The following is a 15,672-nucleotide window of genomic DNA, read 5'->3' as shown; positions in this document are numbered from 1 at the left end:
GCGGCGGGCCCGCCTCAGCGCCAGCCGAAGCGGCGGTCCACCACCGCGGAGAACTCCTCCAGGGTCAGCACCGCGTCCCCGTTCTGATCGGCGGCGTCGAACAGCGCCGAGGAGTCGTCGACGTCCCCGAGCCCCCAGAACGGCAGGTCCCCGGAGGCGGCCAGGGACGGGCCCTTGGTCCGCAAGGCGATGATCACCTCTTCGCGGGTCAGGGTCCCGTTGTGATCGAGGTCCAGTGCCTCGAACAGCTTCCGGGCCTTCTCACTCATCACTGCGCCCTCATCTCCCTCGTCGGCGGGCGAGCCCGACCCGCCGTCCTCGTGTACGACAACGTATGCCGTCCGGTGCCGGTTCCTGCGGCCCCTGCGGCGGGGCCGTCACGCGGGGCGGCCGGCGCGGGCGAAGTGCTCGGCCACCGCGTGGAAGGACTCCTTGGGCTCCCAGTGCCACCGCGCGGTCGGGTCGTCCTCGGTGCTCCAGATGGCCTTGGTGAGGCTGTAGCTGGCCATGTCCAGGTCGTAGCGCCGCTCGCGGCGGTGGGGCGACTGCGGGGACACGAACTCGTACACCATCGCCGCGTGCAGGTTCATCCGCTCGAACACGTCGAGGATCTGGCTCAGATAGCGGGCCTGGGTGCGTTCGCTGCGCCGGAGGTCGGGGCGCGTCTCCGGCTTGGGCTTGCTGTAGTCGATGGTGTTCCAGCCCATGCCGCCCGCTTCGGGAGCGCCCCGGAACGTGCAGGTGCCGCACTCGGTGATGGCCACGGGCTTGCCCCACTTCCGGTAGGGGTCGAGCTCCTTGAAGTAGCCGCGCGGATCGGCGAAGTAGGAGTAGTAGTTGACGCTGACGATGTCGAACAGGCTCCAGTCGACGGCGTCTTCGTGCGCGGCGCCGTAGGTGAGCGGTCCGTGGAAGACGCGTCGCGCGGTGCGCGCGGCGAGCGGGATGAGCCGGTCCAGCTTGCGCTGCGCCTTCTCGGGGTCCCAGTTGCCCTTGAGCATGTTCTCGACCCGCTCCAGGGCGTCGTCCCCGGGCACGATCCCGGGGACGAACAGGATGAACTCGCAGCCCACGCTGAGGTACACCCGCGCGCCCTGGCGCCGCAGCCGTTCGGCCTGTCTGCCGGTCTCGGCGAGGTGGTCGAGGATCTGGCGTTCGGGAAGGTCGGCCAGGCGCGGCTGGAGCCACACGTGCAGTCCGTGCTCGGCCGCCTCGGCGGCCGTGGCGGCCATGCGCTCGACGCCGGTGCCGTAGACCACGACCGAGTTCGCGTGCAGCGCGCGCTTGATGCTCCGCAGGTCGGAGCGCATCCGGGTGCGGTTCCAGCTGATGTCGGGCGTATCTCCGTCCCCGCACTCGTACATGACGCCCCGGTACGTCAGTCCGCGCCGGGCGGCGGCTTCCTCGGCGCCGCCCGGGTGCGGCGCGGCGGCCGCCGGTGTCCCGGACAGCGCCGGGCCCGCGAGGGCGGCGGCGCCCGCCGCCGCTGCCGCGCCGGTGAGGAATCGCCCTCTGGTCATGCCTTCGTTCCGCATCACGTGCTCCTGTTGGTCGCGGTCGGATCGCCGGTCCCGCTCGGACGGTTGGTCCCGCCCGGATGCCCGGTCGCGGTCGGATCACCCCGAGCATCGGTCGTCGGGGGTGGGCCGCTCATCGGGCATCGGTCCCGTCCCGCGTAACCAAAGTCGACATCGCCAGGGCCTGCGGACCGCCGCAAGCCGCCGCCGACCGATACTTCCGCGCCCGGCCGGTCTCCGACGCCCCCGTCAGATGTTCATGCCTGATACACGCACCTGCCCACCGCGCGTGGCAGGGAAGGCACCGGGGCCCCGTGAGGTTCACCGACAACACCCTGCGCACATCACTCCCCTCTTCCACCATCACGCACCTCACGGAGCCACCCATGGACCGCAGAACCCTCCTCGCCGCGAGCGGCGGCGCCCTGGCGACCACCGCCCTCGCCCCGCAGGCCCACGCCGTCCCCGCCGCGCACCCCGAGCGGTGGCGCGGCCGGGACGTCGTGCGGTTCAACGTCATCAGCGACATCCAGGGCGACCTGCGCGACTTCGGCCGGGCCCTGGACGACATGGCGGCCGTGAACCCGCGCAGCGCGGGCCTCGCCGTCGCGGGCGACATCACGCCGCGCGGCTACGACTTCGAGTACGCGCAGGTCAGCGCCGAACTCCGGCGGCACTCCCACCCGCGCAGCGTGTCCTGGGCGATCGGCAACCACGAGTTCTACGTGCCGAAGTGGCGCGACCCCGACACGCTGGCCCAGGACACCTGGCCCAACGGCACCACCGAGGACTCGCTCTTCCGCAGCTTCTACCGGTTCGCCGGGCGCGGTTCGGTGCACGCGGAGACGTCGTTCGGCGGCATCCCGGTGCTCGCCCTCGGCACCGAGCGGTACGCGCACTTCCACGACCCGAAGCTCTGGGACGAAGTGTGGCTCAGCGACGCGCAGTTCGCGTGGCTGGAGGACCGGCTCTGGCACTGGTCGCGGCGCCGCAGGCCGGTCATGGTCATCACCCACCACCCGCTGCCCAACACGGTCTCCGGCACCCGCAACAAGCTCTACGCGAGCGACTACCTCCAGGCCGACCGCCTGCTGGGCCTGCTCGGCCGCCACCCCGACGTGTTCCTCTTCTCCGGCCACACCCACTGGGACCTCGACCTGTCCGACTGGGTGGTGCGCCGCGTCGTGCCCGGCACCGCGAACCTCAACGGGTTCACGGTGGTCAACACGGGTGCGATCCAGACCGGCTACCGCGACGACGGCAAGGGCGGCGAGGTCGCCGTCGAGGGCTCCTTCAACCAGGGCCTCCAGGTCGAGGTCCACCGCGACTCCGTCGTCATCAAGGCCCGCGACTTCGCGCGCCGGGCCTGGCTGAAGCAGATCACGGTGCCGCTGAGCCGCTGAGGGGCGCACAAGCCCGCGAGTGACAGCTGATATGCCACCGTTTGCACCCTTCGGGGCAGGGTGATGCACTGAAACGGACACCGGTTTCGGTCGCCGGGCCCACGCGGCCCGGCGACCGAGGGCCCCGTGTGTTCACGGGCCCGCACCATCCGGCCGGTGAGGAGGCGCTGACCCATGGCGGAGTTCGACCGCGGGCCCACGGCCCAGTTCGCCGAGTTGCTGGCCCAGGTGCCCGAGCCGCCCGTCAAGGAGGCGTTCTGGTTCGACTGGGGGCCGATCTTCTACCGCGGGCGGCTCGACGGCACAGCGCGCGTACTGATCGTGGCATCGGATCCGGGCCCCACCGAGCGGATCGCCGGGCGCAGCCTCGTCGGCAACGCCGGCCAGCGCGTGCAGGGCTTCCTCACGAAGCTGGGGCTTACCCGCTCCTACGTCTGCCTCAACGCGTGGGCGTACGCGGTCCAGCCGAGCCGGGCCTTCGCGATGAAGGAGCGGCTCGCCGACCCGCCGCAGACGCAGTGGCGCAACGCCGTCTTCGACCGGGCGACGGACCCGACCCTGGAGGCCGTCGTCGCCATGGGCTTCATGGCCCAGGAGGCGGTGCGGCTGTGGACGACCCGGCCCCAGGTGCCGCTCGTCGAGGTGCCCCATCCGACCAGCCACGACCCGACGGTCCTGCTCAACGCCTGGCGCTCGGCCGTCACCCAGCTGCGGTCGATCGTGACGCCCGACCCGGACGGCGACAACACCGGGCCGAACTACGGCACCCAGTTCCTGGAGTCCGACTACGGCGCGATCCCCCGCCACGACCTGCCCTTCGGCGCCCCCGGCTTCCTCGGCGACGACGCCTGGGTGCGCGCCGGCGGCGGGACGAACTCCGTCAGCCGCCCCTCGCCCGACGACAAGCACACGCTGCTCTGGAAGGCGCCGGGCTGATGGCGCTCGTGCTGCGCGGCACGGTGGTCACCTGCGACAGCGACCACCGGATCCTCGACCCGGGCGCCGTGTACGTCGGTGACGACGGCCGCATCGCCGCGGTGCGCCCGGCCGGGCAGGCGCCGCCCGCGGGCTTCTCCGGCGCGCCGGTGGTCGACACGGGCGCGCTGATCCTGCCGGGCCTGATCGACCTGCACAACCACCTCCTCTACAACACGCTCCCGCTGTGGGAGGCGGTCGGCGTCCCCTATCTGCACCACGACCGCTGGGTCGGTGAGCAGCACCCGCCCGACTACTCGACGTCGGTCACCTGGCCCGCCAAGGTGCTCGGCCAGGCGGCGCCCGAAGCCCTGATCAAGTACGTCGAGGTGAAGGCGCTGGTCGGCGGCGTCACGGCGATCCAGGGCGCCCCGCTGTCGACGCGCCCCGTCGACGGCTGGCTGCTGCGGACCATCGACAACGAGAAGCTGCCCGCGGGCGCCGACATGGTGATGACCGCCGCGCTCCAGCTCGACGCCGAGGAGCTGCGCGAGGAGCGGGCGCCGAAGCTCGACGGCACGCGGCTGCTGATCTACCACGTCGCCGAGGGGAAGCCCGGCTCGATCGTGCACCGCGAGTTCGACGACCTCGAACCGTGTCTGAAGCCGGGCCTGATCGGCGTGCACGCCACCGCCCTGACGGCGGCCGACTTCAAGAAGTGGCAGAGCGCGGTGACCGCGATCAACGCCGCGGAGAAGGCCACCGTCGTCTGGTCGCCGTTCTCCAACTACTGGCTCTACCACGACACGACGGACGTGGTGGAGGCGGACAAGAAGGGGCTGCGCATCGCCCTCGGCTCCGACTGGTCGCCCTCGGGCACCAAGAACGTGCTCGGCGAACTCAAGGTCGCCGACGCCGTCAACCGTCACGAACTCGGCGGCCGCTTCACCGACCGCGAGCTGTGCGACATGGTGACCGCGAACCCCGGCGACGCCCTCGCGACCGCCTGGGGTCCGCAGGTGGGCCGGCTCGAACGCGGCAGCGCCGCGGACCTGCTCGTCCTCGAACGCCACGACCCGGCGCGGGACCCGTACCGCAACCTGATCGACGCGACCGAGCGCCACGTGCGCCTGGTCCTGGTGCGCGGCCGCCCCTTCTACGGCACGCGGGCGCTGATGACGGCCGCGGGGGCGACGGACACGAGCGCGCTCACGGTGGCCGGGCTCTCCCGGCGCGTGGCGGTGCGGGATCCGAACCGGACCGACGCCACCCTCGACTGGCCCGGCGTCAAGCGGGCCCTGGAGAAGGTCCGCGAGGACCCGGTGGCCGCCTGGCGCGCCGCGCAGGACGCGCTCGCGGACTGGGGCGGGCCGCTCGACGACCCCGACGCGCCGCTCGCCCTGTTCGGCGACATGCCGGAGGGCGACACGGGTGCCTTCGCCGCCGCGGGCGAGGTGCCGCTGGACCTGGTCATCCCGCGCCTCGACCCGCTGGCCCACGACGCCGCCTACTTCGCCGCCGTGGCGCGCAGCGGTGTGCCGCAGCTCCAGCACCTCGCGGACTACTACCCGTGAGGCGGACGATCGCCGAACCGGACCGGACCCTGCCGGACTCGGTCGGCCTTGCGGAGTTCATGCGGCGGGTCGAGGCCGACCCGCTGCCGCTCGCGGACCGCTACCGGCTCGTGGCCGCCGCCCGGGTGCTGCTCGAAGAGCTGTACGTGCACCTCCCGCTCAAGCGGGCGATGCACGCCACCGACCCGGTGCAGCGCCTCCGTCTCCTGGAGCGCCGCCTCGCGCCCCTCAGCGAGCTGCAGTTCCACGCCGAACTCACGGACGTCTTCCGGGGGTTGCGCGATCTGCACACCGCCTACCAGCTGCCGGACCCCTACCGGGGCCACGTGGCCACGCTCGGCTTCCTCGTCGAGCGCTACGCCGACCCCGACGGCACGCCCCACCACGTCGTCTCCAAGATCGACCCGTCGCTCGTGCACGCGGGCCTCGACGTCGGCGCCGAGCTGGAGGCCTGGAACGGGGTGCCGATCGAGCGGGCCGTCGAGCGCAACGCGGCCGCGCAGGCGGGCTCCCACCTCGACGCGCGCCTGGCCAGGGGCCTGGAGTCGCTAACGCTGCGCCCGCTGCGGACCGGTCCCCCGCCCGACGAGCACCGCGTGCTCCTGTCGTACCGCACCGCCGGGGGACGCCGCCGCGAGACGCGCGTCCCGTGGCGCGTGCGCGCGGTGGAGCAGCACGCGGGGCGCGCCCAGGACCCCGTGCCGACGTTGGCCACGAACCTCGGCATCGACGTCGGCAGCGAGGCCGTGCGCCAGGTCAAGCGCGCGCTGTTCGCGCCGCCCCGGGCGCAGCGCTCGGCCGCGCGGGCCCTGCGCAGCGTCGTCCACTACCGGACGGTGCGCGTCCGCGGTCGCTCGTACGGGTATCTGCGGATCTACTCGTTCAACGTCTCGGGGGCGCGGCCGTTCGCCGAGCAGGTGGCGCGGATCGCGGCGCGCGCTCCGGCGAGCGGTCTGATCGTGGACGTCCGCGGCAACCCGGGAGGCCATGTCCCGGCCGCGGAGTCCGCCTTGCAGGTGCTGAGCCCGCACGCCGTCGCCCCGGTGAGCTTCTCGCTCTCCACCACGCGCGCGGCACTCGCCCTCGCCCGGGCCAATCCGGGCTTCCGCGTCTGGACGAAGTCGATCCGCGCCGCCGTGGAGACCGGCGAGGTGTACTCGCAGGCCTTCCCGCTCACCGACCCCGAGGCGGTCACCGCCGGGCTTCCGCGCCACACCGGCCCCAAGGTCCTGATCACGGACGCGCTGTCGTACTCGGCCGCGGACATCTTCGCCGCCGGGTTCCAGGACAACGGCCTCGGTCCCGTCCTGGGCACCGCGCGGCGCACCGGGGCAGGCGGCGCCAACGTGTGGACGCACGAGCTGCTGCGCGTGTGGCTGCCCGAGATCCTCGGCGAGCTGCCGCGTGGTGCCGGGTTCCGTGTCGCCCTCCGGCGCGCCACGCGGGCCCGCGGCAACGTCGACGTACCGCTCGAGGACCTCGGTGTCGAGGCGGACGAGCTGCACCGGCTGACCGAGCGTGACGTCACCGGACACAACCAGGACCTCCTGGCGGCGGCCGTGGCGCTGCTCGCCTGACGTCGCGTCACCTGCTGCGCGGTGTCACTCGTCCGCGGCGGTGCCGTTGTTGAGGTGGCGGAGGGTGCCGTCGAGGACGGCGCGTGCGACGTCGAGCAGGTCGCGTTCGTGGCTGTAGGCATAGGCGCGCAGCCGCAGCAGGGCGGTCTGCAGGGGCAGGGACTGGCGGGCGGCGAGGACTCCGGTGGCCTGGTGGACTTCGGCGCGGTGCAAGGTGGTGTGGTCGTTGTCGGCGCTCTGCAACCCGACGGTGGCCTCGGGTGCCGTGAGGGCCAGGAAGACGATCGCGTTGGTGAGGGTGACGAGGTCGCCGCGTTGCGTGGTGGTCAGGGCGCCGGGGCTGGTGCGGTGGCCGGTGAGGACGCCGAGGCGGATGGCGCCGAGCGCCAGCGGCAGGGCGATGAGGGTGCGGGCGCCGAGGCCCAGGGCGGCCGGGGTGAACGCGGGCCACTGGGTGTCCGGGATGTCGGTCAGGTCGGTGTGCAGGGTGGCGAGGCCGGTGCGGGCCACGTCGGGGGTGGGTCCTTCGCCCAGGGTGAACTGGAGGTCGTCCAGGGCCGGTCCGATGTGGTCGGCGGGGCCGTGCCAGACGAGTTCGGTGAGGCCGGTGGAGGCGATCAGGGCGACGGTCAGGCCGTCCAGGCCCAGGGCCGCCGCGCAGTCGGCCGCGGACAGGCCGGGAAGCCCGGCTCCGGGGGGCGCGTTGTCCAGGGCTCGGGTGAGGGGGGTGGTGGGCGGGAGGTAGCCGGTCATGCCAGTCACCGCCTGTCGGCGGCCAAGACGTCCTGGCCGCCCGGGGAGGGTGGGGTTATGACAGAGGGCCGGTGAGGTGTTCGGCGGGATCCTCGATCACGTGGAGGGCCAGTTGGGTGAGGCGCTGCCGGTGGTGCCTGGCGTGCCGGCGCATCCGGTCGAAGGCCTCGTCGAGGCTGATCCCGGCGCGGGTGGCGAGCACGCCCTTGGCCTGTTCGATGACGACGCGGCTGTCCAGCGCGGCCTGGAGCTGTTCGGACAGCAATCGCTGGTCGTGCAGGCTGCGCTGGGTGAGGATGGCGATGGCCGCCGCGTCCGCGAGGGCCTGGCCCAGGCGCAGGTCGGCGGTGGTCATCGGCGTGGTGTGGGCGTGGAAGAGGTTGAGCGCGCCGACGGTCTGGCCGCGCAGCCTCATCGGCACGGCGGCGATGCCGACGAATCCGCACGCGAGCGCGAGCGGCGCGAACCGCGGCCACTTGCGGCCGGCCGTCGGACTGTCCAGGAGGGTGTCGGCCGTGGGGGCGCCGGTGTGGATGCAGTCCCAGCACGGCCCTTGGCGCAGCTGGATCTGGGCGAGTTCGAGGTGCCGCGTCGCCTCGGTGGACGCGGTCGCGTCCACGACCTGGCCCTGCGCGCTGAGCAGCATGGCGCCGCAGTCCGTGAGCTCCAGCAGCGCGACGGCGTGGTCGGCGAGCCGGTGCAGGAACTCCATGATGTCGAAGTCTTCGGAGACGATGTCGGCCAGGTCGATGAACGCGGCGGCCAACCGCTCCTCGCGCAGTGCTCCCATGCTCGGGCCGCCTTGGACGCGTAAGGGCTGCCGCCCGCTGACCGGCGGCAGATGGCATGGCCGGGAAAGCCCTTACACATTCCCCTGAGCGCCCCCTGAGTCGGGGCGGTCACTGTTCCATCGCATTGGGAGAAGTCCCTCTACGACCATCCTTCTGCACCGGCCGCACGGGGGCAATACCGCGAGCGGGGCGCTCCTACTGGGGCAGCGGGCGGTCGTCGACCACGTGCTTCATGACGAGCGTGGAGGTCAGGCGCTGTACGCCCGGCAGGGTGACGAGCCGCTGGTCGTACAGCTGCTGGTAGGCGGCAAGGTCGGCGGTGGCGACGCGCAGCAGGTAGTCGGGTTCGCCGAACAGGCGCTGGGCCTGGATCACATGGGGGACGTCGGCCACGCCCTCCTCGAACGCGGTGACCGTGTCACTGTCCTCCCAACGCAGGGTGACGAACACGAGCGCTTCGAAGTTCAGGCCGAGCGAGGGCGGGTCGACCACGGCGCGATAGCCCCGGATCGCCCCGGACTTCTCCAGGTCGCGCACGCGCCGGTGGCAGGGCGACACGCTGAGCTTCACGCGGGCGGCCAGCTCCGTCACCGTGAGCCGCCCGTCCTGCTGCAGCTCAGTAAGAATCTTCCGGTCCAGGGCGTCCATGCGGAAGATTATCCCCCGCCATGCCGGGTGCCGGGGTAATTACGGAAACACTTTTGGCCGAAAAGCTCCTAGCCTTCCCTCTCGGAACGACGAGGGGGAGAGGAAACGATTCTGCATGGACACGGGCACGGTGGCGGCTTTCCTGGCGGTGGACCTGCTGTTGGTGTGCACACCCGGCGCGGACTGGGCGTACGCGATTTCGGCGGGGCTGCGCGAGCGGTCGGTGGTCCCGGCGGTGGCCGGTCTGGTGGCCGGGTACGCCGGGTACACCTTGCTCGCGGTGGCGGGCCTCGTCGTGATCGTCGCCAGCTCCGGTGCGCTGCTCACAGCACTGACCGTCCTCGGCGCCTGCTACCTCATATGGCTCGGCTGGGGCGTCCTGGCCCGCCCGGCCGGTCCGCAGGCGGCCACCGAGGCCCTGGCGGACTCCCGCTGGCAGATCGCGTGGAAGGGGGTCGGCACCAGTGGCCTCAACCCCAAGGCGCTGCTGCTGTACTTCTCGCTGTTCCCGCAGTTCATCCACCCGGGCGCGGGCTGGCCCGTCGCGGTCCAGAGCGGTCTGCTCGGCTCGCTGCACATGGCCAGTTGCGCGGTGGTCTACCTCGGCGTCGGCGTACTGGCCGGTGCCGTTCTCAAGGCCCGGCCCGCGGCGGCCCGGGCGGTCACCCGGGCCAGCGGGGCGATGATGATCGGCATCGGCGCGCTCCTCCTCGTGGAACGCCTCGCCGCGTGACGCGGCCGGACCCCGAGCGCGGCCCCGCCCGCCGCGGTGGATCAAACCGCTCCGCCGACGGTCACCACGACGACCGCCGTCACGGCAAGGGCGGCGTAGACCGCGGCGGCCACGCGCAGGCCGAAGCGGAGCAGGCCCCGTTCGGTGACACCGGCCGACTTCGCGCGGTCACCGGCCACCGCCAGGATCAGCATGATCATGGGCAGCGAGGTGAAGACGGCGTGGCCCGCCGCGCTGTTCTGCAGGGCCGCGAACCAGAGGTCGAAGCCCGCGCCGTCCGGGGCGAGCCGCTCCTGGAGCGGCATCATCAGCGCGTTGCCGCCGACGTTCGAGCCGGTCAGGAAGCCGCTGAGCATGCCGAGCGCGGGTGCCGCCAGGGCGATGACCAGCGGCGGCGCCCCGGCGACCGCGGTGCCCAGCTCCCCGATCATGCCGCTGTCCGCCATCAGCCGCCCCAGGGCGACGAAGCCGGTCAGCGCGAGCAGCGGCCTGCCGACGCGGGTCAGCGCGGTGCGCGCGTCCTGGCGGTGCGGGCGGCCCCGGTCCAGGATCAGGGCCGCGGCGAGCAGCGGCAGGCCCGGCGAGCTCAGCAGCGCGAAGCTCACGTCGCCCGCGTGCAGGGTGAGGGCGGGCACGCCCGCGGCCTTGGCCACGCGCGTCAGGGCGATGCCGCCGAGGACGAGTCCGTACGCGGACAGGACCGCGCGCGGCGGCAGCAGCCGGCCGGAGCCCGCGGAGCCGGTCCGCTTCCGGCGGGCGGCGCACAGCGCGAGCCCGGCGGCGGTGGCGGCCAGTCCGGCCAGGACGCCCGCGGGCTGGACCGCGCCGATGCGGTTCAGCGCGAGGAGCCCGAGCGCGAGAACGCCGCCCGCGCCCACGGCCACCACGGCGGTGCGCAACGGCCGTCGCGGCCGGGCGAGGAGCGCGGCCCACGCGGTCACCAGGGGGAAGACCAGGGCGCTCGTGACGGCGGTGCGGGTGCCCAGTTCGGCGGTGGCGCTGCCGGTGAGGGCGGCGCCGATGACGGTGGCGAGGCCGAGGGTGCCCCACGGCATGATGTTCATGCCGAGCATGGCCTGGCGCAGCGCGGTCGCGGGCGGCGCGAGGGCGAGCAGCACCGGCACGGTGACCAGCAGCGAGACGCCGAAGCCGGTGAGGGCCTCCACGGTGGGGGCGATGCCCGCCACCACGAGGGCGATCGTCGCGGGCACCGGCAGCGGGAGGCCGCGCACCCACTCCTGCAACGACCGGTGCACCGCGCGGCGGGTGAGCACCTGGCTCAGATAGACGCCCGGGAGCATCACCGCGGCGGCGTTGAGCACCAGCAGCCCCGCCCCTCCCGCGGTCCCGGCGGCCGCGTCGCCCGGCAGCGCGAAGTCCGGCAGCCACCAGATCAGCAGGGCCGCCAGTACGGCCCCCACGACCGCCGCCCAGTGCGCCGCCCGGCGCAGCCCCGTGATCATCCCCAGGACCACGACCAGCGGGGACACCGCCATCGCCCACACCATGTTCGTTCAGCCGCCCTTCGTCTCTCCTTGTCCGGCGGGGCCAGCCTGGCGCGGCGGCGCGGTGACGGTCTTGAACGAAAGTCGCACGCCGAGGACAGCAGCCGTACGACAGGGGGCTTGAGGCGGGGAACGAACCCGGTTTACTTGAACCGTGGGCGCGCCCGACGAGGACCGAGAACGAAGCGGCACCGACAACGACATCAGCGGCCATGTCACGGGCCCGGTCGGGCAGTTCGGCACCGTGTTCGGCGATGTCCACTTCCACGAGCCGTCCGCCCCGAAGGCCCCGGCGGACACCGGGGCAGCGGCCTCCGCCGCCAGGAAGAAGGAGCCCCGTCCCCCGCGCGAACCGGGCCCCGCGCAGAGCTGCGGCTGTGCGATCAGCCACGCCGCGTCCGGCCTCGCCATCACGTTCGCGGTGACCGGCCACTGGACGTACGCGGCGATCTGCGTGGGCGTCCTGCTGGTCCTCTCGGCTCTCAAGAAACTGGGGCTCTGAGTCGTGCGCCCCGTCGGCCGCCCGCTGCCGACGGGGCGGACCCGCTGGACTACATCTCTTCCGGACGGGGCCTTTCGAACCAGTTCGCGACGACCACGCTCTGCTGGCTCAGGCGGTGCTCCCGCGCAGCCGGTGTGACGTCGGAACCGGCCGCGGGGCCGTGCCCGGGCGCGGCTGCCCGGTGCGAACTTGCCGGGGCGGTACCGCTCTCGCCCGTACCGGCGAACGCCACGCCGCCGCCGAACGCACACAGGGCGGCCGCCGCCACACCCACTGCCACACGCTTGATCACGAAATCCTCCATGGTCCCGATGGGGTCGACGCACGCAGTGAACCGGCCAGTGATCAACGGGTGCTCTACACCGGCTCTACGAAGTGCCGCCCGCGATGTGCAGCCCTGGGCGAGGCCGTGGGACGAAGGGCGCGACGGCGTCCGGACGCGCGGCGCCTAGATCGGCGGGTAGCCGGCGCAGCCGGCGTCGGCGAGGCGCCGTACCGAAGAGATCTTGTCTCCGAAGGACAGCCACTGCACGTGGAGGTCGTGGACGCGCTTGTTGGGGTAGAGGCAGTAGGCACGCCCCCGGTGGTTCTTGTGCTCGAAGATCACCCAGGCGTATCCGCTGTCGTTCCACACCGAGCTCGCCTTGTCCTCGGCGCGACCGACCGAGGTCTCCGTCTTGTCGAAGTACCACTTCGCGCCGCCGAGGTTCTGGTGCTCCCCCAGGTACAGGCCGATGGCCTTGGTGTCGGCCGCCGCCTGAGGTGCGGTGACGAGCGCGGTCGCGGCGATGGCCACGGCCGCCAGCACGATGCTTCTCGCTCCAGGTCGCACAGGTACCTCCCGAGCCGGGATGTCCGATGGGGCCGCCATCGTGCCGTGGAGGTGCCGGGTCCGTGGATGGCGGAGCCAGCCATTCCCTCCGGGGACGTGGCCAGTTCGGGGCATGCCGGCCGGGACCTCGCGGTTCGGCGCGGTCGTGGCAGGCGGTCCTCGCGCGGGTGCCGTCAGGGCCGGATCGCGCCCGGTGTCACGCCGAAGTAGCGCTTGCAGACGCGGGTCAGATGGGCCTGGTCGGCGAAGCCGGTGGCGGCGGCGACCTCGGCGGGGCGGCGGCCGGTCAGGAGCAGGCGGCGGGCGCGGTTGGCGCGCAGGCGCAGCAGGTAGGCGTGCGGCGGCAGTCCGTACGCCTGGCGGAAGGCGGCGATGAGGGAGGCGCGCGGCATGCCCGACGCGGCGCTGAGTTCGGCGATGGTGACGGGCTCGGTCCAGCGGTCGTGGAGCAGCTGCCGGGCCAGGTCGGGGCCCCGGCGCGGGTCCCGTCGGGGCCCGGGGGCGATCGTCCGGCCGGTGCTCGCGTGTCGGCGCAGCACCGTCGTCAACGCCCCGAGCAGCAGGGACTCGGCGGTGAGGGGGTCGCCGGCGCGTTCCTGTTCGCGGTGCACGCGGCGCAGCCCGGCGAAGAGCTCGGGGTCGGGCACCGCCGTCTGCCCGAACCAGACGTCCCGGACGCCCAAGTGCTCCTCGGCGAGTTCGTCGACCATGGCGGTGTCGAAGTAGAACATCCGGTACCGCCAGCCGGACTCCTCGGCGGCGAAGCCGGTGTGCACCTGCCCGGGGTTGAGGATCACCAGCTGCCCGGCGGGGACCACGACCTTGCCCCCGGCCAGGTGCAGTCCCTCCGCGCCTTCCTCGATGACGCCGACGGAGAGCTGTTCGTGGCTGTGCCGGTCGAAGGCGAAGCGCTCGAAGCGCGCGGACAGCAGCTCCACCTGCGCGCTGCCGGGCGCGGCCCAGAGCCGTGCGTGTTCGCCTTCCTCAGCCATCGGCGCATGCTCGCAGACGGGGCCGCGCGGGCCTAGGGCCTTGATCACAGTCGGCCCGGCGGGCCTCGGACCGCGGGTGGCCGTGGCCTCCGTGCCGTCGTCCGGGAATGAACCTGGACCTCCGTTTCGTTGCAGAACACCAGTACAGATACCCCCACCCGTATTTTTTCATACCCCTGGGGGTATGGTGAGAGTGATCGTGCCAGGAGGAAACATGAAGGTCGTCATCGTCGGTGGCGTCGCGGGCGGGATGTCGGCCGCGACGCGGCTGCGACGGCTGGAGGAGGACGCGGAGATCGTGGTCGTCGAGCGCGGCGCCCACGTCAGCTACGCCAACTGCGGGCTGCCCTACTACCTGGGCGGCGTCATCGAGGAGCGCGACGCGCTCCTGCTGCAGACGCCGGAGGCCCTGCGCGCCCGGTTCGGCCTGGACGTGCGCGTACGCAGCGAGGCCGTCGCGATCGACCTCGCGGCCCGCACCGTACGCGTACGCGACCTGGTCGGCGGCGGCGAGTACGAGGAGGCGTACGACCGGCTCGTCCTCAGCCCCGGCGCCCGGCCCTTCGTGCCCGACCTGCCCGGTATCGAGCGGGCCCGCACCCTGCGGGACGTGGCCGACGTGGACCGCGTCGCCGCTGATCTCGACGCGGGCGCCCGTACCGCCGTGGTGGTCGGGGCAGGCTTCATCGGTGTGGAGGCCGCGGAGAACCTGCGCGAGCGCGGGCTGACGGTGACGCTGGTCGAGCTGGCCGACCAGGTGCTGCCGCCGCTCGACGCGGAGATGGCCGCGCCGCTCACCACCGAGCTGCGCGCCCACGGCGTACGGGTCGAACTCGGCGCCCAGCTGGCCGCCGTGGGGCCGGACCGCGTCACGCTGGCCGACGGCCGCACCCTGGCCGCCGATCTCGTGGTGCTCGCGATCGGCGTACGCCCCGAGACGGCGCTGGCCCGGGCCGCGGGTCTGGCCGTCGGGCCGCGCGGCGGCATCGCCGTCGACGCGTACCAGCGCACCAGCGACCCGCAGGTGTACGCGGTCGGCGACGCGGCGGAGAAGCGCGACGCGCTGACCGGCGAGCCGGCCCTGGTCCCGCTGGCCAACCTGGCCAATAGACACGGACGCCTGGTAGCCGACGTGATCGCCGGGCGGCCGGTGCGGGCCCGGGAAGCGACCGGTACGGCCGTCGTGAAGGTCTTCGGCCGCACCGCCGCCGCCACCGGCTGGAACGAGAAGCGACTGCGCGCCGCAGGCCGTCCGCACCAGGCCGTGCACCTGCACCCCGGCTCCCACGCCGGCTACTACCCGGGGGCCTCCCCGATCGCCCTCAAGGTCCTGTACGACCCCGACGACCTGCGGATCCTGGGTGCCCAGGCGGTCGGCACCGAGGGCGTGGAGAAGCGCATCGACGTGATCGCCACCGCGATGGCGGGCGGTCTCACCGCCCCGGACCTGGCCGATCTGGAGCTCGCCTACGCCCCGCCCTACGGCTCGGCCAAGGACCCGGTGAACATGGCCGGGATGATCGCCGAGAACCTGGCCACCGGGACCGGCCGGGCGGTGCAGTGGCACGAGCTGGACGCCGCGCTCGCCGACGGCGCCGCCCTGATCGACGTCCGCACCGCGGCCGAGCACGCCCGCGGCGCGATCCCCGGCGCGCTCAACATCCCGGTCGACCAGCTGCGCGCCCGCCTTGACGAGATCCCCGCGGGACAGCAGCTGATCGTCCACTGCCAGGTCGGACTGCGCGGCCACACCGCGGCCCGCCTCCTGACCCAGCTCACCGGCCGCCTCACCGCCAACCTCGACGGCGGCTACGCCACCTGGGCCGCCGCACGGACCACCTGTCCGGACGCGGCCGACCCGGGGCGCTCCACTCCCCTGGCCGCCTGATCCACGACCCCTCCGACCAGCCCCGGAACGAAGAAGGAACCC

16 protein-coding genes are annotated in these 15,672 nt (G+C 73.2%); 7 read left to right on the top strand and 9 right to left on the bottom strand.

The window, feature by feature from the left end; all coding sequences use genetic code 11:
- Positions 1-14 precede the first annotated feature (14 nt).
- Positions 15-269 carry an EF-hand domain-containing protein gene (locus IG74_RS0106470; protein ID WP_030671046.1) on the bottom strand — a complete coding sequence of 85 codons (255 nt, stop codon included), beginning with the start codon at positions 267-269 and terminating at the stop codon, positions 15-17.
- Positions 270-377: 108 nt separating this feature from the next.
- Positions 378-1,520 (bottom strand): abortive phage infection protein, encoded by a 1,143-nt coding sequence (locus IG74_RS0106465; RefSeq protein WP_234334240.1) that lies wholly within the window; start codon positions 1,518-1,520, stop codon positions 378-380.
- Between the two features lie 383 nt (positions 1,521-1,903).
- Here IG74_RS0106465 and IG74_RS0106460 point away from each other — a divergent pair, with 383 nt between their 5' ends.
- The 4 genes from IG74_RS0106460 (at position 1,904) to IG74_RS0106445 (ending at position 6,986) form a co-directional block, all read left to right on the top strand.
- Complete coding sequence (locus tag IG74_RS0106460) at positions 1,904-2,920, top strand: metallophosphoesterase family protein (RefSeq protein ID WP_030671040.1); 1,017 nt, start codon at positions 1,904-1,906, stop codon at positions 2,918-2,920.
- Between the two features lie 174 nt (positions 2,921-3,094).
- Entirely contained in the window at positions 3,095-3,856 is a 762-nt protein-coding gene (locus IG74_RS47745; RefSeq protein ID WP_051854628.1) for a hypothetical protein, read from the top strand.
- A complete protein-coding gene (locus tag IG74_RS0106450) occupies positions 3,856-5,409 on the top strand; it encodes an amidohydrolase family protein (protein ID WP_030671034.1) in 1,554 nt (517 codons plus the stop codon). Before IG74_RS47745 ends, IG74_RS0106450 begins: the two co-directional genes overlap by 1 nt.
- Positions 5,406-6,986, top strand: a complete 1,581-nt coding sequence (locus IG74_RS0106445; RefSeq protein ID WP_030671031.1) for a S41 family peptidase — start codon at positions 5,406-5,408, stop codon at positions 6,984-6,986. Before IG74_RS0106450 ends, IG74_RS0106445 begins: the two co-directional genes overlap by 4 nt.
- Positions 6,987-7,010: 24 nt before the next feature.
- Here IG74_RS0106445 and IG74_RS0106440 read toward each other — a convergent pair whose 3' ends face one another.
- From IG74_RS0106440 to IG74_RS0106430, 3 genes are all read right to left on the bottom strand, one after another.
- The gene (locus tag IG74_RS0106440) at positions 7,011-7,739 is read right to left on the bottom strand and encodes an ANTAR domain-containing protein (protein WP_051854627.1); all 729 of its coding nucleotides are present in this window, start codon (positions 7,737-7,739) and stop codon (positions 7,011-7,013) included.
- Positions 7,740-7,794: 55 nt separating this feature from the next.
- Positions 7,795-8,529, bottom strand: a complete 735-nt coding sequence (locus IG74_RS0106435; protein WP_030671028.1) for a GAF and ANTAR domain-containing protein — start codon at positions 8,527-8,529, stop codon at positions 7,795-7,797.
- Between the two features lie 196 nt (positions 8,530-8,725).
- Complete coding sequence (locus tag IG74_RS0106430; protein ID WP_030671027.1) at positions 8,726-9,178, bottom strand: Lrp/AsnC family transcriptional regulator; 453 nt, start codon at positions 9,176-9,178, stop codon at positions 8,726-8,728.
- 115 nt (positions 9,179-9,293) lie between these two features.
- Here IG74_RS0106430 and IG74_RS0106425 point away from each other — a divergent pair, with 115 nt between their 5' ends.
- On the top strand, positions 9,294-9,911 hold the full coding sequence (locus IG74_RS0106425; protein ID WP_030671026.1) for a LysE family translocator: 618 nt from the start codon (positions 9,294-9,296) through the stop codon (positions 9,909-9,911).
- A gap of 41 nt (positions 9,912-9,952) precedes the next feature.
- Here the strand turns inward: IG74_RS0106425 and IG74_RS0106420 are convergent, their stop codons facing one another.
- Positions 9,953-11,407, bottom strand: coding sequence for an L-lactate permease (locus IG74_RS0106420; protein ID WP_158857493.1), 1,455 nt, complete (start codon positions 11,405-11,407; stop codon positions 9,953-9,955).
- A 163-nt stretch (positions 11,408-11,570) separates the two neighbouring features.
- On the opposite strand from IG74_RS0106420, the gene IG74_RS0106415 reads away from it, so the two are divergent.
- Positions 11,571-11,918, top strand: a complete 348-nt coding sequence (locus IG74_RS0106415; protein WP_030671021.1) for a hypothetical protein — start codon at positions 11,571-11,573, stop codon at positions 11,916-11,918.
- A gap of 49 nt (positions 11,919-11,967) precedes the next feature.
- On the opposite strand, the gene IG74_RS0106410 is transcribed toward IG74_RS0106415, so the two are convergent.
- From IG74_RS0106410 to IG74_RS0106400, 3 genes are all read right to left on the bottom strand, one after another.
- Positions 11,968-12,222: a hypothetical protein gene (locus tag IG74_RS0106410; RefSeq protein ID WP_158857491.1), complete on the bottom strand. Its 255-nt coding sequence runs from the start codon at positions 12,220-12,222 to the stop codon at positions 11,968-11,970.
- 144 nt (positions 12,223-12,366) lie between these two features.
- Positions 12,367-12,726: a peptidase inhibitor family I36 protein gene (locus IG74_RS0106405; protein WP_030671016.1), complete on the bottom strand. Its 360-nt coding sequence runs from the start codon at positions 12,724-12,726 to the stop codon at positions 12,367-12,369.
- A gap of 197 nt (positions 12,727-12,923) precedes the next feature.
- Positions 12,924-13,742 carry an AraC family transcriptional regulator gene (locus IG74_RS0106400; RefSeq protein ID WP_030671013.1) on the bottom strand — a complete coding sequence of 273 codons (819 nt, stop codon included), beginning with the start codon at positions 13,740-13,742 and terminating at the stop codon, positions 12,924-12,926.
- Between the two features lie 214 nt (positions 13,743-13,956).
- Here IG74_RS0106400 and IG74_RS0106395 point away from each other — a divergent pair, with 214 nt between their 5' ends.
- On the top strand, positions 13,957-15,630 hold the full coding sequence (locus IG74_RS0106395; protein ID WP_051854626.1) for an FAD-dependent oxidoreductase: 1,674 nt from the start codon (positions 13,957-13,959) through the stop codon (positions 15,628-15,630).
- Positions 15,631-15,672 lie beyond the last annotated feature (42 nt).

The sequence above is a fragment of the Streptomyces sp. NRRL B-1347 genome (genome assembly GCF_000720325.1).
Lineage (GTDB): Bacteria > Actinomycetota > Actinomycetes > Streptomycetales > Streptomycetaceae > Streptomyces.
This window is presented reverse-complemented; position numbering and strand designations above follow the sequence as displayed.

Coding starts and splice junctions, on each gene's coding strand:
- IG74_RS0106395 (WP_051854626.1), top strand. CDS start 13,957: ATGAAGGTCGTCATCGTCGGTGGCGTCGCGGGCGGGATGTCGGCCGCG.
- IG74_RS0106435 (WP_030671028.1), bottom strand. CDS start 8,529: ATGGGAGCACTGCGCGAGGAGCGGTTGGCCGCCGCGTTCATCGACCTG.
- IG74_RS0106430 (WP_030671027.1), bottom strand. CDS start 9,178: ATGGACGCCCTGGACCGGAAGATTCTTACTGAGCTGCAGCAGGACGGG.
- IG74_RS0106420 (WP_158857493.1), bottom strand. CDS start 11,407: ATGGCGGTGTCCCCGCTGGTCGTGGTCCTGGGGATGATCACGGGGCTG.
- IG74_RS0106440 (WP_051854627.1), bottom strand. CDS start 7,739: ATGACCGGCTACCTCCCGCCCACCACCCCCCTCACCCGAGCCCTGGAC.
- IG74_RS0106460 (WP_030671040.1), top strand. CDS start 1,904: ATGGACCGCAGAACCCTCCTCGCCGCGAGCGGCGGCGCCCTGGCGACC.
- IG74_RS0106400 (WP_030671013.1), bottom strand. CDS start 13,742: ATGGCTGAGGAAGGCGAACACGCACGGCTCTGGGCCGCGCCCGGCAGC.
- IG74_RS0106450 (WP_030671034.1), top strand. CDS start 3,856: ATGGCGCTCGTGCTGCGCGGCACGGTGGTCACCTGCGACAGCGACCAC.
- IG74_RS0106470 (WP_030671046.1), bottom strand. CDS start 269: ATGAGTGAGAAGGCCCGGAAGCTGTTCGAGGCACTGGACCTCGATCAC.
- IG74_RS47745 (WP_051854628.1), top strand. CDS start 3,095: ATGGCGGAGTTCGACCGCGGGCCCACGGCCCAGTTCGCCGAGTTGCTG.
- IG74_RS0106465 (WP_234334240.1), bottom strand. CDS start 1,520: ATGACCAGAGGGCGATTCCTCACCGGCGCGGCAGCGGCGGCGGGCGCC.
- IG74_RS0106410 (WP_158857491.1), bottom strand. CDS start 12,222: ATGGAGGATTTCGTGATCAAGCGTGTGGCAGTGGGTGTGGCGGCGGCC.
- IG74_RS0106425 (WP_030671026.1), top strand. CDS start 9,294: ATGGACACGGGCACGGTGGCGGCTTTCCTGGCGGTGGACCTGCTGTTG.